This is a genomic window from Arthrobacter sp. TE12231 (assembly GCF_054062895.1).
In genome coordinates this window covers 4,142,886-4,163,933 of sequence record NZ_JBSSFS010000001.1, presented here as the reverse complement: position 1 = coordinate 4,163,933, position 21,048 = coordinate 4,142,886, and the positions used below count along the sequence as shown (strand labels likewise).

The 21,048-nt window shown below is 66.7% G+C and carries 16 protein-coding genes; 4 read left to right on the top strand and 12 right to left on the bottom strand.

Annotation, left to right across the window (positions count from 1 at the left end; translation table 11 throughout):
• Positions 1-30 precede the first annotated feature (30 nt).
• The 4 genes from ACVWYS_RS18660 to ACVWYS_RS18645 form a co-directional block, all read right to left on the bottom strand.
• Positions 31-837, bottom strand: a complete 807-nt coding sequence (locus ACVWYS_RS18660) for an ATP-binding cassette domain-containing protein (protein WP_456510251.1) — start codon at positions 835-837, stop codon at positions 31-33.
• The gene (locus tag ACVWYS_RS18655) at positions 834-2,960 is read right to left on the bottom strand and encodes a dipeptide/oligopeptide/nickel ABC transporter permease/ATP-binding protein (protein ID WP_456510250.1); all 2,127 of its coding nucleotides are present in this window, start codon (positions 2,958-2,960) and stop codon (positions 834-836) included. The genes ACVWYS_RS18660 and ACVWYS_RS18655 overlap by 4 nt, the downstream gene beginning before the upstream one ends.
• 3 nt (positions 2,961-2,963) lie before the next feature.
• Entirely contained in the window at positions 2,964-3,920 is a 957-nt protein-coding gene (locus ACVWYS_RS18650) for an ABC transporter permease (protein ID WP_344365249.1), read from the bottom strand.
• 111 nt (positions 3,921-4,031) lie between these two features.
• The gene (locus ACVWYS_RS18645; protein ID WP_344365252.1) at positions 4,032-5,675 is read right to left on the bottom strand and encodes an ABC transporter substrate-binding protein; all 1,644 of its coding nucleotides are present in this window, start codon (positions 5,673-5,675) and stop codon (positions 4,032-4,034) included.
• A 209-nt stretch (positions 5,676-5,884) separates the two neighbouring features.
• Here ACVWYS_RS18645 and ACVWYS_RS18640 point away from each other — a divergent pair, with 209 nt between their 5' ends.
• Entirely contained in the window at positions 5,885-6,799 is a 915-nt protein-coding gene (locus ACVWYS_RS18640; RefSeq protein WP_456510249.1) for a DUF4862 family protein, read from the top strand.
• Between the two features lie 92 nt (positions 6,800-6,891).
• Here the strand turns inward: ACVWYS_RS18640 and purU are convergent, their stop codons facing one another.
• From purU to glyA, 7 genes are read right to left on the bottom strand one after another with little or no spacing between them, the layout of a single operon-like run.
• On the bottom strand, positions 6,892-7,764 hold the full coding sequence (gene purU / locus ACVWYS_RS18635; protein WP_456510248.1) for a formyltetrahydrofolate deformylase: 873 nt from the start codon (positions 7,762-7,764) through the stop codon (positions 6,892-6,894).
• A 3-nt stretch (positions 7,765-7,767) separates the two neighbouring features.
• Positions 7,768-9,183, bottom strand: a complete 1,416-nt coding sequence (locus tag ACVWYS_RS18630) for an L-serine ammonia-lyase (RefSeq protein WP_456510247.1) — start codon at positions 9,181-9,183, stop codon at positions 7,768-7,770.
• Positions 9,183-9,818: a sarcosine oxidase subunit gamma gene (locus tag ACVWYS_RS18625; protein WP_456510246.1), complete on the bottom strand. Its 636-nt coding sequence runs from the start codon at positions 9,816-9,818 to the stop codon at positions 9,183-9,185. The genes ACVWYS_RS18630 and ACVWYS_RS18625 overlap by 1 nt, the downstream gene beginning before the upstream one ends.
• Positions 9,811-12,753, bottom strand: a complete 2,943-nt coding sequence (locus tag ACVWYS_RS18620; protein WP_456510245.1) for a sarcosine oxidase subunit alpha family protein — start codon at positions 12,751-12,753, stop codon at positions 9,811-9,813. Before ACVWYS_RS18620 ends, ACVWYS_RS18625 begins: the two co-directional genes overlap by 8 nt.
• Positions 12,750-13,106, bottom strand: a complete 357-nt coding sequence (locus tag ACVWYS_RS18615) for a sarcosine oxidase subunit delta (protein WP_344365269.1) — start codon at positions 13,104-13,106, stop codon at positions 12,750-12,752. Before ACVWYS_RS18615 ends, ACVWYS_RS18620 begins: the two co-directional genes overlap by 4 nt.
• A gap of 14 nt (positions 13,107-13,120) precedes the next feature.
• Positions 13,121-14,341 carry a sarcosine oxidase subunit beta family protein gene (locus ACVWYS_RS18610; protein ID WP_344365271.1) on the bottom strand — a complete coding sequence of 407 codons (1,221 nt, stop codon included), beginning with the start codon at positions 14,339-14,341 and terminating at the stop codon, positions 13,121-13,123.
• Positions 14,338-15,678 carry a serine hydroxymethyltransferase gene (glyA, locus tag ACVWYS_RS18605; RefSeq protein WP_456510244.1) on the bottom strand — a complete coding sequence of 447 codons (1,341 nt, stop codon included), beginning with the start codon at positions 15,676-15,678 and terminating at the stop codon, positions 14,338-14,340. The genes ACVWYS_RS18610 and glyA overlap by 4 nt, the downstream gene beginning before the upstream one ends.
• A gap of 142 nt (positions 15,679-15,820) precedes the next feature.
• Between glyA and ACVWYS_RS18600 the strand changes: the two genes are divergently transcribed.
• Positions 15,821-16,492 carry a GntR family transcriptional regulator gene (locus ACVWYS_RS18600; protein WP_116766462.1) on the top strand — a complete coding sequence of 224 codons (672 nt, stop codon included), beginning with the start codon at positions 15,821-15,823 and terminating at the stop codon, positions 16,490-16,492.
• On the opposite strand, the gene ACVWYS_RS18595 is transcribed toward ACVWYS_RS18600, so the two are convergent.
• Positions 16,489-17,994 (bottom strand): PucR family transcriptional regulator, encoded by a 1,506-nt coding sequence (locus ACVWYS_RS18595; RefSeq protein ID WP_344365279.1) that lies wholly within the window; start codon positions 17,992-17,994, stop codon positions 16,489-16,491. The two genes, ACVWYS_RS18600 and ACVWYS_RS18595, sit on opposite strands and share 4 nt — an antisense overlap.
• Positions 17,995-18,147: 153 nt before the next feature.
• Between ACVWYS_RS18595 and ACVWYS_RS18590 the strand changes: the two genes are divergently transcribed.
• Positions 18,148-19,692, top strand: coding sequence for a purine-cytosine permease family protein (locus tag ACVWYS_RS18590; protein WP_116766464.1), 1,545 nt, complete (start codon positions 18,148-18,150; stop codon positions 19,690-19,692).
• 50 nt (positions 19,693-19,742) lie between these two features.
• A complete protein-coding gene (locus ACVWYS_RS18585) occupies positions 19,743-20,999 on the top strand; it encodes an aminopeptidase P family protein (protein WP_456507795.1) in 1,257 nt (418 codons plus the stop codon).
• Positions 21,000-21,048 lie beyond the last annotated feature (49 nt).

The window sequence follows — 21,048 nt, the reverse complement described above, 5'->3', positions numbered from 1 at the left end:
GGTTGTTGAAACGGGGAAAAGGGGAAGGAATCAGGGGTGCAGCAGGCTGGGCGCGGCGCCGAGCAGTTTCTTGGTGTAGTCGTTGCTCGGGTTGTCGAAGACCTGTCCGGCGGGGCCCTCTTCCACGATTTCGCCGAAGTACATGACGCAGATCCGGTCCGAGACATAGCGGACGGTCTGGATGTCGTGGGAGATGAAAACCATGCCGAGGTTCAGTTGGGTCTTCAGATCTGAGAGCAGGTTCAGCACCTGTGCCCGCACGGAGACGTCCAGCGCCGAGGTCGGCTCGTCCGCCACGATGATGTCCGGATCCAGGGCCAGGGCCCGGGCGATGGCCACGCGCTGGCGCTGGCCGCCGGAGACCTGCGAGGGCGTGACCTCGGCGGCGGAATATGGCAGTCCGACGAGGGCCAGGAGGTCCTTGACCTTTGCGGCCCGGGTGGCCGCGGTGCCGATCCCGTGGATCTGGAGGGGGTCGGTGAGGATGTCCTGGATGGTCATCCGGGGGTTCAGTGCCGTCGACGGGTCCTGGAAGACCACCGACACGGCGCGGCCGAATTCCCTGCGCAGGGCGGCATTGCGCTTGATGGCGGGCTTGCCGTGGAACAGCACCTCACCCGAGGTGGGCACCTGCAGCCCCACCAGTACGGACGCCAGGGTGGACTTGCCGCAACCGGATTCGCCCACGATCCCCACGGTCTCGCCGCGGCTGATGGTGAAGTCCACTCCGTTGACGGCCTTGACGATGTTGGGGCGGAACAGGCCGCCGGTGCGGGCCCGGTGGTGGACTTTGACGTTCTTGAGTTCAATCACGGGCTTGCCGGTTGATGTGCTCACTTGGCGTCCTCCTTGAGGTGGCTGGCCCAGTAGTGGTCGCTGTCTTCGTGAACGGGCGTCAGGACGAGCCGCTGGTCCGGGTCGGCGTCGGGCCGCAGTGAGCGGGCGGCGAACCGGTCGCCGGCGGCGAAGTCCCGGGGCGAGGGCACGGTACCGGGGATCTGGTGCAGCCGCTCGGCGTCGGCCTCGATGGAGAGTACGGCGCCGAGAAGTCCGCGGGTGTATTCGTGCTGGCGGTTTTGCAGCAGCGCGGATGCCTGCGCGGATTCCACAACCTGCCCGGCATACATCACGGTGATGCGGTGCGCGAGCGAGGCCACCAGCGCGAGGTCGTGGCTGACGAACACCATGGCGAAGCCCAGCTGCTCGCGCAGCTCGTTGAGCAGTTCCACGACCTGCTGCTGCACGGTCACGTCCAGCGCGGTGGTGGGCTCGTCCGCGACGACGATCCGCGGCGAGCGGGACAGGGCCATGGCGATCAGGACGCGCTGGCGCTGGCCGCCGGAGAGCTCGTGCGGGTAGCTGGCGAGCGTGCGGACGGGATCGAGCTTGACCAGTTCCAGGAGTTCGGCGGGGGTCTTGCGGCCGCCGCGGCGAGTGAGCTGCTGCAGCTGGTCCTTGATCTTCATCGAGGGGTTGAGCGAGCTCAGCGCGTCCTGGTAGACCATGGCGATCTGCTGGCCGCGCAGGCCCTCGTAGGCCTTGTCACTGCTGTTGCCGGTGGCTGGATCCAGCAGCTCCTTGCCGTCGAAGGTGATGGAGCCGGAGATCCTGGCCGTCTTGGGCAGCAGGCCCATGATGGCCAGCGAGGTGATGGACTTGCCGCAGCCGGATTCGCCGACCAGGCCCATGGTTTCGCCCTCTCGGACGCTGAAGGAGACGTTGTCCACGATCGCGGTGTCGCCGAAGCGGCCCGGGAAGCGGATGGACAGGTTCTTGACCTCCAGGACGGTGCGGGCCGCGTCCGGGACCTGGGGGAGGCGGTCCGTGCGGGCGGCCTCGACGGCCGTCAGCAGATTCAGTTCCCTGTCCAGTGTGCCGTCCAGTACGCCGTCCAGTGCGCGGTCCCGCAGGCCGCCCGGCAGGGCGTGGTCCACGTTTTGTCCCTGCGGAAAACCGGCCTCCGGGACCGCGTCGCCGGCGGCGTCGCGGACGCCGTCGAGCTCATGCTGCTCCGCCACGGAGCCTTGGGCCACGGACGTGCCGATCTCGGCGTCGACGGCGGCGACGGGGGAGGAGAAGCCGTCGTCATCCTTCACGACGGGAGCCTTGCGGAGCTTCGGGTTGACCATGGCATCGGTGAGCCCTTCGGCCAGGATGTTGAGGGCGAGGACCGTGAGCAGGATGGTCAGGCCGGCGAAGGTGGTGGCCCACCAGCCACCGGAGAGGACGAGGTTGCGGCCGTAGGAGATCACGTTGCCCCACGACGGTGCGGGGTCCTGGACGCCGGCGCCAAGGAAGGACAGCGAGGCCTCCAGGATGATCGCGTCCGCGACCATCACCGTGGCGAACACCAAGACCGGGGGCGCGGTGTTGCGGACGATGTGCTTGAGCAGGATGTACGAGCGGCCGGCGCCGATCACCCGGGCGGCCCGGACATAGTCTTCGCCGTACTGGGAGAGCACGTTGGCGCGCACCACCCGGGCGAGCTGGGGCGTGTAGATCACGGCGATGGCCACGATGATGGTGGGCACGGTGTTGCCGAAGACGGCCAGCAGCACGGCGGCCAGGGCGATGCCGGGGAAGGCCATGAGGATGTCCATGAGGCGCATGATGCCCTCGTTGACGCCCTTGCTTGAGGTCGCGGCGAGGGAGCCGAGCAGGGCGCCGGCGAGGACGGCCAGCGAGACCGCGCCCAGGCCGATCATCAGGGAGGACTGGGCACCGTAGAGCAGGCGCGAGAAGATGTCGCGGCCCAGCCGGTCGGTGCCGAACAGGTTTTCCCCGCCGGGCGGGGTCGCCGGAATGAAGGATTCCAGCGGATCGTGCGGGGCGATGACAGGCGCGAAGACGGCGGCAAGAGTGATGACCACCAGGAAGACGAGGGCGAGCCGGGAGCTCCACGGGAGGGCCTTGAAGCGGACTCCCGGGGCGCTGAGGCGTTCAGCGAGTTTGCTGCGCATGGGTCAGACCGTCCTGATTCGAGGGTTGATGAGCAGGTACAGAAGGTCGACGGCGATGTTCACCAGCACGAAGGTGACGGAGATGGTCAGGACGACGCCCTGCACCAGGTTGACGTCGAGGTTGGTGATGCCGTTGAGGATCAGCTGGCCCATGCCGGGCAGGGCAAAGATCATTTCGATGACGACGGCGCCGCCCAGGAGATAGCCGACCCGCAGCCCCAGCACAGTCACCGGGGTGACCAGGGCATTGCGGAGCACGTTCCGCGAAACGACCTCCCAGTAAGGGACGCCGTTGCCGACGGCGGTGCGGACGTAGTCGCGGTCCAGTTCCTCGACCATCGAGGTGCGGACCACGCGGATCAGCGAGGCCGCGACCGGAATGCCGAGGGCCAGGGCCGGGAGCGTCATTGAGTTCAGCCACCCGCCGAAGCCCGATTCCGGCGCCGCGATGCCGCCGGAGGGAAAGGCGGGGTCGGTGCCGAGCGCGAACCACTGGATCAGCAGGATGCCGAGCCAGAACGACGGCGTTGCGACGGCGGCGATCGAGAAGACCCGGACCATCTGGTCCGGCCACTTGTCCCGGTACAGTGCGCCGGCGATCCCGAGCGGCAGGGACACCACGACGGCGATCAGCACGCCGAGGAAGGTCAGCTGAAGGGTCAGCGGGAAGGCCGCCGCGATCATGGCCGCCACTGATTTCGCCGGCGGCGTGGTGACGCCGAGGTCGAACTGGAGCAGCTTGCCCAGGAACCGGAAATACTGCAGGACCAGGGGATCATTGAGCCCGTTGCTCTGGCGGTACTGTTCCTTGGCTTCCTCGCTGGCTCCGTCGCCGAGGGCGCTGCTCGCCTGGTCACCGGGGGCGGCCTGCAGGACAAGGAACACCAGCAGGGTAATGCCCAGGATCATCAGGGGCAGCGCCGCAAGCCTGCGGCCCAGCAGGCGCAATATTGTGACCAATGTTGTCTCCGGAATTCGTGGAAGGTTGTCCCGGCCTCAGCCGGCACGGGTGGCAAAACATGCCGGTCCGGACGGGTGGGGGACCCGTCCGGACCGGCGGTGGGGGAGGAATCAGGCGGTGCGGCCGACGCCGACGAAGCCGACACCCGTGGTGGGCAGCGGCTTGAAGCCGCTGAGCTTCTTGGCATCCCAGGCGCTGGGAAGCTGTCGGTGGAAGACCGGGTAGAGCGGGAGCTCTTCGGATACCAGATCCACAATATCGCCGGTCAATTTCTTCGCATCTGCCGGGGCTGACTGGCCGGCCTTCGCCATGAGGTCAACGAGCGTGGCGCGTTCCGGCGTGGCCGCCCAGTAGGCCCGGCCCTTCATCCAGGTGTCGCCGGCGTAGAACCAGCTCAGCAGCAGATCGGCGTCGTTTCCGAAGACCGACGGATCGCCCGGGGCGGCGACGACGGAGAAATCGGCCTTGCCAACCCGGTCCGTGTACAACGCGCCGGACTGGAGGTTCTTCAGCGTGACCTTGACGCCGGGGATCTTGTTCCAGGATTCGAGCATCAGCGGGGCCACATCCTTCACCCATGCCGTATCGGTGGTCAGGAGCTCGAATTCCAGGTTGGTGACGCCGGCCTGCTTCAGCAGGTCCGCGGCCTTCTGGGGGTCGTAGCCGTAGACGTTCTTGGCCTTGACGTAGTCGGGGTGCCCTTCCTGGAAGTAGGAGCTGGAGGCTTTGGCGTTGCCGAAGAGGGCCTTCTTGATGATGGAGTCCTTGTCCAGGCCGAAGTGCAGGGCCTGGCGGACCAGCTTGTTGTCGAACGGGGCCTTGGCGCAGTTGAACATCAGGAACAGCATGCCGAAGGACTGTACGGATTCCACCGTGGCCTTGGACTTCAGCCCCTCGATGTCCAGGTACGGGACGTCCTCGATCGCCTGTACGCGGCCGGACTGCATCGCCGTGACGCGGGCGGCGGCGTCGGAGAGCAGCAGCCAGGTCATGCCCTTGGCGAGGGCGGGCATCGGTCCGTTGTAGTCGGGGTTCGCCTCGAACACGATCTTGTCGTCCTTGACGGCGGAGATCAGCTTGTACGGGCCGGAGCCGACGGGCTTGGCGTCGAACGCCTTGAGCTGGTCGGAGCCCAGCGGGAAGTTGGCGAGTGCCTTGGGCACGATCTTGACGACTGAAATGCGCGAGGGGAAGGCCGGGAAGGCGTACTTCAGCGAGAACTCGACAGTCTTGGCGTCAATGGCCTTGACGTCCTTGATGAACGGGATGAACTGCGAAAACAGCGACTTGTTGGCCGGGTCCATGACGCGGGTGAAGGAGAAGACGACGTCCTCGGCGGTGACCGGGGTGCCGTTGTGGAACTTGGCGGCGTCGCGCAGGGTCGCCTGGTAGGTGGTGGGGTTGACCATTTTGGGGTCGGCGGCGGCGAGGGCGTTGTACGGCTCGCGGGTGGCGGGGTGGAGTTCCACCAGGCCCTCGTAGACGTGCAGGTTGGCGGCGAGCGGGGTTGCCCCGGAGCTGGACAGCGGGTCAAAGCCGGTGGACAGGGCGTAGGAGATGCCTGCCTCGATAATGAGGTCCTTGTTGATCGGAGCGGTGTTGGCTGCCGCTCCCGCCGTCGTGCTGGCGGCCCCGCCGCACGCAGACAGGGAAGTGGTGAAAGCCGCGGCCACGCCCAGCGCGCCCGACAGCTTGAGGAAGCTCCGGCGGCTGGCGTCATTGACCAGCGGCAAGTTCTTGGTTGTCTTGCTCATAAGTTGCCTCACCATTCGAGTATATTTATCGGATGTAGGACGTCCGATGCTTGTAGGGAAAACTGTAAGGGCCATCACACCAGCCCGTCAAGCGGTGACGGACGCGACTGCGGGAAGGCCCGTGAGAGAGCCTCCGGCCGGCCGTGACGTCGCCTTGCGGTGAGTTCCGGAGCCAGACCCGGTCCGCGTTCCAACCAAAGGAGAGAATCATGTCACTGATCGTCGGCGCCTATCCCGCCCAGCCGGAGGACTTCACACAGAGGCAGTTTTTCGAAGCGATAGCGCAGATCCCGGCTATCCGCGGCCTTGAGGTTCCCTACCGGGCAACCGGCGGCGATCCCTGGCCGGCCGGAGCTCCCGCCGGGTGGTCGGCCGTGGTCACGGCGATTCCGGGAACCATGCAAAGGGTGGGCCTGGACCGGCACTTCGGCCTCGCATCGGTGGACCCGGACGGGCGGCGGGCGGCCATCGACTTCACGGCGGGCGTCAGGGAGTACGTCACCGGGCTGCGGGATCAAGGACATCAAGTGGAGGCGGTGGCGCTGCACTCCGCGCCGCCGTGGCGGGGCGCGGCGCCGGCCTTCGCGGAGTCCCTGGCGGAGATCCTGGACTGGGACTGGTCCGGCACGTCCCTCGTGGTGGAACACTGCGACGCTCCCCGGCAGGGGCGGGATCCCGAAAAGGGGTTCCTCTCCATCCAGGCGGAGGTCGACGTCGTCCGTTCGCTCAAAGACCGGGGGTACGGGATTGGCATGCTCGTGAACTGGGCGCGGTCCGTGATCGAGACCCGGCAGAGCCGCACGGCCTCGGAGCACATAGCCTATGCCCGCGACGCGGGGGTTCTCAGCGGCCTGATGTTCTCCGGCTGCTCCGGCGAAGCGACGGAATTCGGCTATCCATGGGTTGATGCCCACCTCCCCGCCGTCGAGGTCGACGGAGCGCCGGTGAGTTCCCTGCTCAACGCCCGGGAAATCGCCCGGTGCCTGCGCTCCGCCGGCGAACTGCCGATCACGGGCTTCAAGGTCGGGCTCCCGCAGAACGCCGTGTCGGCCGAGGAGCGCGCGTCGCTGCTGCGCCAGATGTGCGCGCTGATGACGGACAACGTCGCGGCCGGCCGCTCCTGACCTGCCCCCCGCACGCTCCTGGCCTGCCCCCGCAGGCGAGGGGGCAGGCCAGGAGCCACCGGGCGGCCGCGAACCGGAGGCCGGCGCGGAATTTAACGCAGCACGACTGTTCGGTTGCCCTGGAGGAAGACGCGTCCCTCGCAGTGCCAGCGGACGGCATTGGAGAGGGCCTTGCACTCGGTATCGCGGCCGGCAGCCACGAGTTCATCGGGCCCGTAGGTGTGATCCACCTCCACGACCTGCTGGGCGATGATCGGTCCTTCGTCCAGCTCCGCGTTGACGTAGTGGGCGGTGGCGCCGACTGTCTTCACACCCCGGGCGTGCGCCTGATGGTAGGGCTTCGCGCCCTTGAAGCTGGGAAGGAAGGAGTGATGGATGTTGATGGCGCGGCCATCCAGCCGGCGCGTGAGGTTGTCGCTGAGGACCTGCATGTAACGGGCCAGCACCACGAGCTCGACGTCCAGGCCGTCCACCAGTTTCAAGACTTCGTCCTCGGCCACCGCCTTGGTCTCCGCCGTGACGGGAATGTGGGAAAAAGGGATCCCGTGCCATTCCACGATGCCCCGGTGGTCCGGATGGTTCGAGGCGACGCCGACGATGTCGATGGGCAGCTCGCCGATGCGGGCCCGGAACAGCAGATCGTTGAGGCAGTGCTCGAATTTCGAGACCATGATCAGGACCCGCCGCTTGGTGCCCTGCCGGCGCAGCTCCCAGTGCATGCCGAATTTTTCGGCTACCGGCACGAAAGCGTCGCTCAGCGACTCCAGGGTGGCCGGATCCCCGGCCGAGGCAAAGTGGATCCGCATGAAGAAGTGGTCGTCCGGCTGCGAATCGAATTGCTTACTTTCCAGGATGTCGCAGCCCTGTTCCAGCAGGAATCCCGACACGGCGTGGACGATGCCGCGCGTTTCCGGGCAATCGAGTGTCAGAACGTATTCAGGCGCGCTGCTATTTGATGTATCCACGGTTCAGCACTCCACGACGTTCACGGCGAGGCCTCCGCGGGAGGTCTCCTTGTACTTGGTCTTCATGTCCGCTCCTGTTTCACGCATGGTCTTGATCGCCTTGTCCAGCGAGACTTTGTGGCTGCCGTCGCCGTGGAGGCACAGGCGGGCGGCGTTGATGGCTTTGACACTGGCGATGGCGTTGCGTTCGATGCAGGGGATCTGCACCAGCCCGCCGACGGGATCGCAGGTCAGGCCGAGATTGTGTTCGATCCCGACTTCGGCGGCGTTTTCCACCTGTTCCGGGGTACCGCCTAGCACTTCACACAATCCCGCTGCCGCCATGGAACACGCCGATCCCACTTCACCCTGGCAGCCGACCTCTGCCCCGGAGATCGAGGCATTGATCTTGAACAGGATCCCGACGGCGGCCGCCGCCAGGAGGAAGCGGATGACGCCGTCGTCGTCGGCTCCGTGGACGAACTTGACGTAATAGTGCAGCACGGCGGGCACGATTCCGGCGGCGCCGTTGGTGGGGGCCGTGACGATCCTGCCGCCCGCGGCGTTCTCTTCGTTGACCGCCAGGGCGAACAGGTTCACCCATTCCATGGCGAGCAGCGGGTCGGCGGGCACCTGAGCCAGGGACGGGGTCCGGGCGTCTGTCTCGGCGCTAACGGCGGTAGCCGCCAGCGTCCGGAACAGGGACGGGGCACGCCGTTTGACGTTCAGCCCGCCGGGCAGGATTCCCTCGGCAGCGCAGCCGTTGTCCACGCATTGGCGCATGACCGCCCACAGCGCCAGGAGCTTCTCCCGGAGCTCGGCCTCACTGCGCCAGACGAGTTCGTTGGCGAGCATGACGTCGGAGATGGACATGTGCTCGCGCCGGCAGATCTCCAGCAGCTCGTCGGCCGTGCTGAAGGGGTAGGGCAGCACGGTGTCGTCGGCCACCACCTGGTCGGCGCCCTGGGCGGTGCCGTCAACGACGAAACCGCCGCCGATTGAGTAGTAGCTGCGTTCCTTCAGCACCGCCCCGGAGTGGTCCAGCGCCCGGAAGGTCATGCCGTTGGGGTGGGCCGGCAGCGACTTGCGGCGGTGCAGGACCACGTCCTCGTCCCAGTTGAAGTCCACCCGGTGGTCCCCGCCGATCCGCAGCTCCGCATCCAGGGCCGCGGCCGCCACCTGGTCATCGGCAGTGCCGGTGTCCACGGTCTCCGGGTCCTGGCCCTGCAGGCCCAGGACCACGGCCTTGTCCGAACCGTGCCCCCGGCCTGTGGCACCGAGCGAACCGAACAGTTCGGCCTGCACCCGCGTCGTCGAGCTCAGGTGCCCGTCGCTTTTCAGTCCGTCGGCAAAACGCTTGGCTGCCCGCATCGGGCCGACCGTGTGGGAGGAGGACGGCCCGATGCCAACAGAAAACAGGTCCAGGACGCTGAGCGCCATCAGGGGACCTCAGGAGTCGCAAATTCGCGCATGGCGTCCAGGAGCCAGCGGCCCAGGAACTCCGCAAAGGATGCCCGCGGGAAGATCCGGTAGGTCTCCTCCCCGGTCTTCCACAGAATGGCGGGGATGCCGCCGATTTCCGTGGATAGGGCCGTCCCGGCCTTCAGGACACGTGGGTGCAGGTCCAGGGCGCAGCCCTTTTCCAGCACGGCCCGGGCCCGCGGACCGGAGAGCTCCAGCGTGGTGCGGTTGGCGGAGAGATCCACCACCTGGCCTTCGCCGTCGCCCAGTGCTTCGGTGAGCGTCCGGGGGAGCTCGCCGCCCAGGCTTTCGTGGGATTCGGCGGGCGCCACGAGCAGGAATTCTGCCGGACCCAGCCACAGTACCGCGGTGTCGCCGCTGCTGCGGACCTCCCCGGAAGCGGCCGGCAGGCCGCCGGTGAGGGCGCCCAGCTGCTGCCCGGCGTCGCCGGCCGGATTGATCCGGAGCCCCGCCATGGTCAGGAACGGCACCTCGCGCAGCTCCACGACACCTGTAACCGATCCCGCTTCAAAAGCTGCGGCCAGGAGCGCTGCCGGACTCTTCCGGAGGGTCTGGATCTTCTTGGAATTTTCGAGTGCTGCTGTGTCAGCCATCTTTGCGGGTCCCTTCAGAGTCAAAAAGTACGGTTTCTGCGACGACAACGTCCACGAGTTCGTCTCCGGCGGCAGCCACCAGGGTTTCGCCGATGCGGTTGCGGCCGTTCTTGATCAGGGCCAGGGCAAACGACCGGCCCAGCGCGGCGCTGTGGTAGCTCGAGGTCACGAACCCCTCCATAGGGACGGGGCCGTAGGCAGGGTTGACGGTGATGCCCTGTTCCACGAGCTGGGTGCCTTCGGGGAGGCGGATGGTGCCGTCCACGGGAAGGACGCTGACCAGGTGTTTCCGGTCGGTGCGGGCGGCGTCCGTGCGGGTGTAGGAGCGCTTGCCGATGAAGTCCTTGACCTTGGAGACCACCCATTCCATGCCGGCGTCCTGCGGGGTCACGGTCCCGTCGGTGTCCTGGCCGACGATCGGGTAGCCCTTCTCGGCACGCAGCACGTGCATGGTTTCGGTGCCGTACGGGGTGATGTTGAACTCCGCGCCGGCCGCTGCCACGGCTTCCCAGGTGCTCAGCCCGTACCAGGACGGGACGTTGATTTCGTAGGCCAGTTCACCGGAGAACGAGATCCGGCAGATCCGGGCCCGGACGCCGGAGGCGAGGGTGGTTTCCTTGAAGGTCATGAACGGGAAGGCCTCGGCGTCCAGGCCGCCGTCGGCCGCCAGTTCCGGTGCCAGCTTCGCCACGACGGCGCGGGATTTCGGACCGACGACGGCGATGGTGGACCACTGCTCCGTAACCGAGGTGCAGTGCACGTCCAGTTCCGGCCATTCGGTCTGCAGCCATTCCTCCAGCCAGTCCAGCACCTTGGCGGCGCCGCCGGTGGTGGTGGTCATGAAGAAGCGGTCCTCGTCCAGGCGCAAGGTGACGCCGTCGTCGAAGATCATCCCGTCCGGGGTGCACATGACGCCGTAGCGGGCCGAGCCCGGGGCGAGCTTCTTGAACGCGTTGGTGTAGATGCGGTTCAGGAACTCGCCCGCGTCCTTGCCGCGGATCTCGATCTTGCCCAGCGTGGTGGCGTCCATGAAACCCACGGACTCCCGGACGGCCGCGCATTCGCGCAGGACCGCGGTGTCCATGTCCTCGCCATCCTGCGGGTAGTACCACGGCCGCTTCCACTGCCCGACGTCCTCGAAGAGCGCTCCCTGGGCGACATGCCAGGGGTGGATGGAGGTCAGGCGGGCGGGGTCGAAGAGTTCGCCGCGCTGGCGGCCGGCCAAGGCTGCGAACGCCACGGGGGTGAACGGGGCCCGGTACGCGGTGGTGCCGATTTCCCCAATGCCCGCCGTTTCCCCGCCGCCGTGCTTCAGCGCAGCGGCGATGACGCCGATCGCGTTCACGCCGGAGGTCTTGCCTTGGTCGTTGGCGGTGCTGATCGAGGTGTAGCGCTTCACGTGTTCCACCGAGCGCATGCCGGCCCCGGTGGAGCGCAGGACGTCGGCTACCGACTGGTCGCGCTGGAAGTCGACGAAGTGGTGGTGCCAGTCCTCCGGGCCGCCCTTCTGCCCGGGAACCAGCCAGAGCTGGCGGGTCGGGGCGGACGCGCGCGGCGCCGCAGGGGCGACGGGCTCGACGGCGGAGCTAAAGCCGGCGGAGATGCCGGCCGCGGCCCCGGCGGAGATGCCCTCGGCCACGCAGTCCTCGAGCTCGAAGCTGCCGCGGCCGGAGCCGGCCACCTGCTGGTTGGGAACCACACTGTTGGGGACGAACGCCGCGAGGTCCTCGTCCCAGCGGAGTTTGCCCTGGCGCTGGGAGTGCAGGTGCACCACCGGTGACCAGCCGCCGGAGACGGCCAGCAGATCGCATGCAAGCTGTTCGACGCCCGAGGTGAGCTCCCCGGCGTCGTTGATGCTCCGGACGGTGACGCCGAGGAGGCGCTCCTGCCCGGTGGTGTTGGCGACGGCGCTGCCGATCAGCACCCGTGTTCCGGCCGCGGCGGCTGCCGCGGCGGTTTCGCTCAGCTGCGGACGGGCGTCGACGACGGCCTCGACCGTGATGCCGGCGGCGCGGAGGTCCGCGGCCAGGGCGTAGGCGCTGTCGTTGGTGGTGCTGATGACCACCCGGGACCCGGCGGCGACGGCGTAGCGGTTGAGGTAGCTGCGGACCGCGGAGGCGAGCATGATGCCGGGGCGGTCGTTGTTCTCAAAGACCAGGGGCCGTTCGTGGGCGCCGGGAGCCAGGACGACCTGCTTGGCGCGGATGTGCCAAATCCGCTGGCGGGACACGCCGGGCGCGGCCGGGGTCAGGAGGTGGTCCGTCCGGTTCTGGGCCGCGATGACGTAGTTGGAGTCGTAGGAGCCGAACGCCGTGGTGCGGTTCAGCACGGTGCACTCGGCCGCGGAGATCAGTTCGGCTTCAACATTGGCCACCCATTCCAGCGCGGGCTGGCCTTCGATGGTGTCCGTGAGGGCCGGATCGGTGGAACCGGACAGCAACGCTCCGCCGAGTTCGGGCTGGTCGTCGATCAGGATGACCCGGGCGCCGGAGCGGACGGCTTCGCGTGCCGCGGCGAGGCCCGCCGGGCCTCCGCCGACCACGAGTACGTCGGTGTGGACGTACTTCTTGTCGTATTCGGCGTGGTCCTCGGCCGGGTCGAGCTTGCCGAGGCCGCTAAGCAGTTCGGCGCTGAGTCCGTCCACGAGGGACACCGTGGTGGCGGGGAGCATGGATTCGGCGACGTGGCCCGGGAACCGGGCGGCGATCTTGACCAGGGCGTTGGATTCCTCGACGCCGGCGGACATGATGCCGCGGGGCCGTCCCTCGTACAGGGAGTCACCAGCCCGGTGCCGGCCGTTGGCCAGCAGGGCGGAGGCGAGGGTGTCGCCGGGGTGGCCGGTGTACGCGCGGCCGTCCAGGGTGAAGCGCCAGGTGACGCTGCGGTCGATGCGTCCGCCGGTGCCAAGACGCGCGGGCTGCGGCTGAGCGGTCATTTGAGTGTTCCTTCCGGGGAAGCGGGGATGACGGTGGGGGCTGTGGTTCCGGCGGTTGCGTTTTCCTTGGCTGCGTTTTCCCTGTCGGGACGTGGCTGGCCCATCGGGTACACGGCCTGGATGTCGTAGGTGACGGTGTCACGGAGCGTGTTGAACCACTGACGGCAGCCGGTGCTGTGCTGCCAGCGCTCGGCGAAAGCGCCCTTCGTGTTGTCGCGGTAGAACAGGTACTCGGCCCATTCGCGGTCGGTGAGCTCTGCCGGGTTTTCGGGGTAGGGCACGTGGGCCTGGCCGCCGTAGTGGAATTCGGTCTCATCCCGGGGGCCGCAGTTGGGGCAGGAAATCAGGAGCATGTCCGTACCTCTTTCTAGTGGGCCACGGCGGCGGCGCCGTGTTCATCGATCAGGGCGCCGGTTTCGAAGCGCTCGAGGGCAAAGGGCTTGTTGAGTTGGTGCGGTGTTCCGGTGGCGATGGTGTGCGCGAAGGTCAGCCCGGCGGCCGGTGTGCCCTTGAACCCGCCGGTTCCCCAGCCGCAGTTGACGAACATGTTTTCCACCGGGGTGGTGCCCACGATCGGGGAGGCGTCCATGGTGGTGTCGACGATCCCGCCCCAGGTCCGGAGCACGTGGGCCCGGGCGAAGATCGGAAAGAGTTCGACGGCGGCGGCCATCTGGTGTTCGATCACGTGGAATGAGCCGCGCTGGCCGTAGCCGTTGTAGGAGTCCACGCCGGCCCCCATGACGAGCTCGCCCTTGTGTGCCTGGGAGACGTAGACGTGCACGTGGTTCGACATGACCACCGTCGGGTGGACGGGCTCATGGAGTTCGGAGACGAGCGCCTGGAGCGGATGGGATTGGATAGGGAGCCGGAATCCGGCCATTTCCGCCAGCACTGAGCTGTGCCCTGCGGCGCAGAGACCGACCTTTTCGGTGTGGATGGTGCCGCGGTTGGTCTTGACGCCCACCACCTTGTTGCCGTCCTTGAGGAAGCCCGTGACCTCGCAGTTCTGGATGATGTCGACGCCGAGCTCGTCGCATTTGCGGGCGAACGCCCACGCGACGTGGTCGTGCTTCGCGATCCCGGCGCGCGGCTGGTAAGTGGCACCCATGACCGGGTAGCGGATGTTGTCGTTGATGTTCAGGATGGGGCAGAGTTCCTTGACCTGCTGCGGGTCCAGCCACTCGGCGTCGACGCCGTTGAGCTTGTTGGCCCCGACCCGGCGGATGCTTTCGCGGACGTCGCCCAGGGTGTGGGCCAGGTTCATGACCCCGCGCTGGCTAAACAGGAAGTCGTACTCGAGTTCTTCCGGCAGGATCTCCCACAGCTTTAGGGCGTGCTCGTAGATCGCCGCGCTCTCGTCCCAGAGGTAGTTGGAGCGGATGATGGTGGTGTTCCGGGCCATGTTGCCGCCGGCGAGCCAGCCTTTTTCCAGGATGGCGATGTTGGTCATCCCGTGGTTCTTGGCCAGGTAGTACGCCGTGGCCAGCCCGTGGCCGCCGCCGCCCACAATCACGGCGTCGTAGGAGGACTTGGGTTCCGGATTGCGCCAGAGGAAGTCCGGGTGCTCCGGAAGGTGTTCGGTGGTCATTGTGCTGCTCCAATCAGTTCTGCTTCAAGCCCGGTTGCCGCTGCGCTGGTGCCAAGGTGCGGGTAGAGGGGGAATTTTGCGGCCAGGGCGCTGACGCGCCCGCGCAGTTCGGCGACGGTTTCGTCGCTGAGTTCGTTCTCCGGGGCCTGTGCGGTCAGGGCGGAGGCGATGATGTCCGCCACTTCGGTGAACTCCTCGGCACCGAAGCCGCGGGTGGCCAGGGCGGGTGTGCCGATCCGCAGCCCGGAGGAGACCATCGGCGGGCGGGGGTCGAACGGGACGGCGTTGCGGTTGACGGTGATGCCGATCCGGTGCAGCCGGTCCTCGGCCTGCTGTCCGTCCAGTTCCGAGTGCCGCAGGTCCACCAGGACCAGGTGCACATCGGTGCCGCCGTTGACCACCGAGATCCCGGCGGCCGCGACGTCGTCCTTCAGGAGCCGGGAGGCGAGAATCCTGGCCCCTTCGAGCGTGCGGTTCTGGCGTTCCTTGAACGCGGCGGACGCCGCGATCTTGAAGGCCACGGCCTTGGCCGCGATCACGTGTTCCAGCGGGCCGCCCTGCTGGCCGGGGAACACGGCGCTGTTGATCTTGCGCGCATACTCCTCCTTGCTCAGGATGACCCCGCCGCGCGGGCCGCCGAGGGTCTTGTGCGTGGTGGTGGTGACGACGTCGGCGTAGGGGACGGGGTTCGGGTGCAGCCCCGCGGCCACGAGGCCGGCGAAGTGTGCCATGTCGACCATCAGGTAGGCGCCCACGAGGTCGGCGATGCGCCGGAACTCCGCGAAATCCAGTTGCCGTGAGTAGGCGGACCACCCGGCAACGATCATCTTGGGCCGGTGCTCGAGTGCCAGGGCCTCGACCTCGGCCATGTCGACCAGGTGGTTGTGCTCGCTCACGTGATACGGGACCACGTTGTAGAGCTTGCCGGAGAAGTTGATGCGCATGCCGTGGGTGAGGTGGCCGCCGTGGGCCAGGGCGAGTCCCATGATGGTGTCGCCCGGTTCCAGAAGGGCGAACATGGCGGCCGCATTGGCCTGCGCGCCGGAATGGGGCTGCACGTTCGCCGCCTCTGCGCCGAACAGGGCCTTCACCCGGTCGATGGCGAGCTGTTCGATCACATCGACGTGTTCGCAGCCGCCGTAGTAGCGCTTGCCCGGGTAGCCCTCGGCGTACTTGTTGGTCAGGACCGAGCCCTGTGCCTCCATGACCGAGGCGGGGGCGAAGTTCTCGGATGCAATCATCTCCAGGGTGGACTGCTGGCGTTCCAGCTCCCTTGCCACCGCCTGTTCGACCTCGGGATCGACTGCGGAAAGTCGCTCGTTCAATTGCTCAACCACGGATGCTCCTTTGAAATACCATTGTTGCTGTGACTGATATATCAGTGTGGGGTCAATGGTATGATCGGGATCACAACAGAGTCAATAGCTGAAGCCAAGTGGAACCGGGCTTCCGCTTAGAATCCAGGAACGGAGCCGCGCCGTGAATGCACTTCCTGCCCTGCCGCCCGCAGAGGACGAGGCCATATCCCAGGCGGAGGCCGCCTACCGGCAGCTGCGCGACAAGCTGATCATGCTCGAGATCCGGCCGGGTGAGCCCATCAATGACGGCCAGCTCGCGATCGAGCTCGGGTTCGGCCGCACGCCGGTGCGCGAGGCGATCAAGCGGCTGGAGGTGGACCACCTGGTGGTTTCCTATCCGCGCCGGGGAACATTTGCCACCAGTGTGGATTTCACAGAGCTGGCCGACGTCTCGGAGATCCGGGAATTGCTGGAACCGCTGGCGGCACGCCGTGCGGCCGCCCGGGCCAGTGTTGCCATGCGCCGGGAACTGCTGCATGTCGCCGATGTCATCGCGGAGCTGGACCCGAGTCCGGGGGAGTCCCGGGACCTCATGCGCTACGACCTCACCGTGCACCGGCTGATTTACCGCGCCGCCGGCAATCCCCATCTCGAAGACACGCTGATCCGCTACGACAACCTGGCGACCCGCATCTGGTGCCTGGTTCTGGACAAGGTGCCCTCAGTCAGCGGCCACATCACCGAGCACGTGGAGCTGCTCAAGGCGGTGGCTGCCGGGGAGGCGGACAAGGCGGCCGAGCTCGCCCTGCACCACGTCACGAGTTTCGAAGAGACCATCCGCAAGGTGCTCTAGGGAGTCCGTCCCGGCTGGCGTGGTGCCGGCCCCGCTGCGGCCGCCGCCGCAGCTATGTGGATGCCAAGCAACCTGCCGGAAGTGCGCAGGTCGTCGCCGCCCAAGAGCGCCTGGATTTTGCTCAGCCGCTTGTGCATCGTCTGGCGTTCAATGTTCAAGGAAGCGGCCGACGCCGTCGTATTGCACCCGGAATCGAGCCAGCACAGCAGGGTGGCCATTAAGGCAGTGCCATGCTTTCGGTCCCACTCCAGCACTTCCCCCAGCGCCGACTCCACATAAGAGTCCATGAATGCCGGGTCCGGGACCGCGGCCAGGATGCGGCGGCCCAGGAGGTCCATGGCATCAGCAACCTCGCCCGCCGCAGGCATCCCAAGCCGCATGGCTTCCTGCGCCTCGACGTAGGAGTCGTGCGCGCGGAAGTCCTCGCTCACGTTTGGTCCGAAGGCGCCGCAGGTGTCCGAGCCGGCCGCGGCGTCCCGCGCGGCCCGGATCAGCGCTTCACGCGCCGCTCTTGCGCCTGTCCGCGGCAGGGCGAGCAGCACCGCGCGTTCGCCGTCCCACAAGTGGGACTTCACGTGCACTCCACGCATGTGCAGCGCACGTTCCACGGCGGAGAAATTGGCGTCCCTGCTCTCTGTGCGGAAGACAGCCATGACCGCTGCCTGACCGGGCTGGAGCCCTGCCTGCAGCCACAGGTGCCGGATGGTCGCGGCGTCGCCGCCCTCGATCACGGATTCCAGCAGCCGCGCGTCGGCCACTTGGGCCGGGGTGGGACGGAATGCCTGTGCGAGGGCCAGCGCCAGAATGCCGGACAGGCGGTCGGCCGCGAGCTCCAGGAGCAGCGGATCATCCGACCGGGAGCGGAGCGTTAACTGTGCCGCAAGCTGTCCGCCCACCACGATCCCGGCCATGGCCCGGGAGCCCGCGTCGTCGACGGCATTGCCTGCGTGGCCAAGGAGGACTCCGTCGGGGGCCACGAGGGAAACCTCCGCTTCCAGTGCGGTGGCCAGCAGCTCGAGAATGGTCGGAAGGTGGGGGCCCCGGTCGGTGATCTGGCGCGCGATCTGCCGGGAGACGTCGTCGACCACCAGGTGGGCGGCCGCCTGCTCATTGACCACCAGCCGGTTGACGGCCTCGGCGATGTCCACAAAGGGTGCCACCGAGCGCAGTTCGATCAGAGGCAGGCCGCTCCGGTCCGCCGCGGATATCAGCTGCTCCGGCAAAGCGGCGGGCTGACCGGCGGTCTGCAACGCCAGGGCCGCGACGTGCCGTGCTGAAAGGCTGCGGATGTAGTCCTCCTGCTCCTTAGGGCCCAGCGCCAGCAGCGTCTCCCCGCCGGAGAGCAGCAGTTCCCCTCCGCGCAGGAGCGGGGCAATCTCGAGCACCTCGCTGGAATGCACCCACCGGACAGCCCTCTCCAGCGTCCCGGGCACGTTGCTGCGGAGCAGCGGGTCGGCGGCAAGCATGGGCGCGGAAGCGAGTACTTCTGCAAGCGTAATCATTTGGGCCCTTTTACTACGCGATGTCTTGGGGTGACATTTAGTCGTCTGTTACGCGTTAAGTGTAAGCATAATGTCTCTATTTTGTGGCGTAGGTCACCCATAAGCTGAATGAACTCCCGTTCTGCATTTCAACGTAGTGAATTGAGACACAGCATGAACCAAGCTCAACAAGGCTCGCACGAGGCGGCGACCGTCGAGGTTGAAGACGTCTTGCAGCCCATCCCGGAATCCGCACGGACCACCAAACTTTCCGGACAGTTCTGGATCTGGGCCGGGGCCAATGTCGCTCCCATCAACTGGATCCTCGGAGCCCTTGGCATCCAGCTCGGCCTTGGCCTGGGCGACACTCTTCTGGTGCTGATCGTCGGTAATCTCATCGGCATGGCCGGCTTCGGGTTCTTTGTTATCCTCGGCCAGCGGACCGGGGCCACCGGCATGCTGCTCGCCCGCGGCGCGTTTGGCCGCCGCGGGGCCTACCTGCCAGCCGCAATCCAGGCCACCATCGCCATCGGCTGGTCAGCAGTCAACACCTGGGTCATCCTGGACCTGATCCTTGCACTCTTCGGCATGATCGGCTGGGTCGACCCCCACGAACGCAACATCATGGTGCGCATCATCGTCGCCGCAGTCATCATGACCGTCCAGGTGGCCATCTGCTACCGCGGATACCGTGCCATCTCCAAGTTCGAGCGGATCACCATGCCGCCCACCATCCTGGTCCTGGTCGGCATGTCGATCGTGGCTTGGACGCAGCTCGACATCAACTGGAGCTACGCCGGGCCGGCCGGAGCCGTGTTGGAGGGCCTGCCGCGTATCGCGGCAATGTCCTCGATCATGACCGTCATTGGCATCGGCTGGGGGATCGGGTGGTTTACCTACGCGCCGGACTACTCCCGTTTCGTCAGTCGCAAGGTCAAGCCTGCCAAGTTGTTCATGGTCAGCGTGCTTGGCCAGTTCCTGCCCGTCGTCTGGCTCGGCATCCTCGGCGCCAGCCTCGCCACCAAGAACGGACAGGCCGATCCCGGTGAGCTGATTGTCTCCAACTTCGGCAGCCTGGCCATCCCGGTCATCCTCTTGGTCATCCATGGACCAATTGCCACCAACATCATCAACCTGTACACCTTCGGCGTCGCCTTCCAGGCGCTGGACGTCAAGATTTCCCGGCGCAAGCTGTCGATCATTGTGGGGGTGCTGTCCATGTTCGCGGTCATCGGCTTCATGTTCGCGGAGGACTTCGCAATGATCCTTGACTCCTGGCTCGGCGCCATTGTGGCCTGGGTGGCCACTTGGGGTGGCATCATGGCGGTCCACTACTTCATCTTCGAGCGCCACCACAAGGACTTCTCCTACCTGTTCACGGATTCGAAGACGACCGCGCTGAAGGCAGTGAACCCGTCGGCATTCATCGCGTTCTTCGCCGGCATCCTGATGACCTGGATGTTCATGTACGGCGGAGTCCCGGCCCTGCAGGGTCCCATCGCGACGGCCATGGGCGGCGTCGACTTCTCCTGGCTCGCCGGAACCGTCACCTCATCCGTCCTCTATTTCGCCCTCGGCTACCCGCGCTTCCGCAAGCGCATCCGGGCCGGTGTGCCCCTGGGCATCCGACTCGACCTGAAGGAAGAAGCAGTGCTGGCCGAGCACGGCGACGCTTGCGAAGACAAGCACCCGGTCCAGGAGCCGGCCCGGGTCGCCTGAAAACCGGAAACGCCAACCCTAAAGTCCATCCACACGTAAAGGAATAACCAGTGACAATCTCCACCACCGCCCCTGCATCAAACATTTCCGAGCTGGAGCGTCTGAAAGTTCTGCACAACGGGCAGAAGGAGAAGCTGACCTTCTCCAATGCTGAATTTGAGCGCCGGCTCGGCGGATTGCGCCGGATCATGGCAGAGAAGGACCTGGACGCCGTCGTCCTGACCAGCTACCACTCCATCAAGTACTACTCCGATTTCCTCTTCACGTACTTCGGCCGCTCCTACGCCATGGTGGTCACCAAGGACGACACCGTGACCGTCACGGCCAACATCGACGCCGGCATGCCGTGGCGCCGCAGCTACGGCGACAACGTGGTCTACACGGACTGGCGCCGGGACAACTACATCTTCGCCATCCAGGAGGCCCTGCGCACCCGCGGCATCAACCCCCGCAGGCTCGGCGTCGAAGACGATTCGCTCCCGCTGGACAACCGCAACAAGATCCAGGCGGCCTTCGCCGGGGCCACCCTGGTGGACGTCGCCCAGGCCGCCATGCGCCAGCGGATGATCAAGTCGGCCGAGGAGATCGAGGTCATCAAGCACGGTGCCCGGATCGGGGACCTGGGCGGCGAGGCCATCCGCAACGCCATCACCGCCGGCATCACCGAGTACGAGGTCGCCCTGATCGGCACCGAGGCCATGGTTCACGAAATCGCCCGGACCTTCCCGGATTCGGAAATCCGTGACACCTGGGTATGGTTCCAGTCCGGCATCAACACCGACGGCGCCCACAACTGGGCCACCACCCGCAAGATCCAGGAACACGACATCCTGTCCCTGAACTGCTTCCCGATGACCTCCGGCTACTACACCGCACTGGAACGCACCCTGTTCTACGGCGAACCCGACGCCCGCTCCCTCGAGCTCTGGAACATCAACGTGGAAGTCCACAAGCGCGGCCTTGAGCTCATCAAGCCCGGAGCTGTCTGCAAGGACATCGCCGCCGAGCTGAACGAGATCTACGTCGGCCACGGCCTGCTGGCCAACCGGACGTTCGGCTACGGCCACTCCTTCGGCGTCCTGAGCCACTACTACGGCCGGGAAGCCGGACTGGAACTCCGCGAGGACATCGACACCGTGCTGGAGCCCGGCATGGTGGTCTCCATGGAGCCCATGATCACCGTCCTGGACGGCCAGCCCGGCGCCGGCGGCTACCGCGAGCACGACATCCTCGTGGTCGGCCAGGACGGAGCCGAGAACATCACGAAGTTCCCCTTCGGCCCCGAATACAACATCATCGGCGCCTAACCGCACCACACCCCCCAAAAAAGGGGGCCGACAGCAGAAGCGGCGCCAC

Bases quoted from the DNA above. Each gene is read 5' to 3' on its own strand.
- ACVWYS_RS18640 (WP_456510249.1), top strand. From the start codon at position 5,885: ATGTCACTGATCGTCGGCGCCTATCCCGCCCAGCCGGAGGACTTCACA.
- ACVWYS_RS18590 (WP_116766464.1), top strand. From the start codon at position 18,148: ATGAACCAAGCTCAACAAGGCTCGCACGAGGCGGCGACCGTCGAGGTT.
- ACVWYS_RS18655 (WP_456510250.1), bottom strand. From the start codon at position 2,960: ATGCGCAGCAAACTCGCTGAACGCCTCAGCGCCCCGGGAGTCCGCTTC.
- ACVWYS_RS18645 (WP_344365252.1), bottom strand. From the start codon at position 5,675: ATGAGCAAGACAACCAAGAACTTGCCGCTGGTCAATGACGCCAGCCGC.
- ACVWYS_RS18595 (WP_344365279.1), bottom strand. From the start codon at position 17,994: ATGATTACGCTTGCAGAAGTACTCGCTTCCGCGCCCATGCTTGCCGCC.
- ACVWYS_RS18610 (WP_344365271.1), bottom strand. From the start codon at position 14,341: ATGACCACCGAACACCTTCCGGAGCACCCGGACTTCCTCTGGCGCAAT.
- ACVWYS_RS18625 (WP_456510246.1), bottom strand. From the start codon at position 9,818: ATGGCTGACACAGCAGCACTCGAAAATTCCAAGAAGATCCAGACCCTC.
- ACVWYS_RS18615 (WP_344365269.1), bottom strand. From the start codon at position 13,106: ATGCTCCTGATTTCCTGCCCCAACTGCGGCCCCCGGGATGAGACCGAA.
- ACVWYS_RS18630 (WP_456510247.1), bottom strand. From the start codon at position 9,183: ATGGCGCTCAGCGTCCTGGACCTGTTTTCTGTTGGCATCGGGCCGTCC.
- ACVWYS_RS18620 (WP_456510245.1), bottom strand. From the start codon at position 12,753: ATGACCGCTCAGCCGCAGCCCGCGCGTCTTGGCACCGGCGGACGCATC.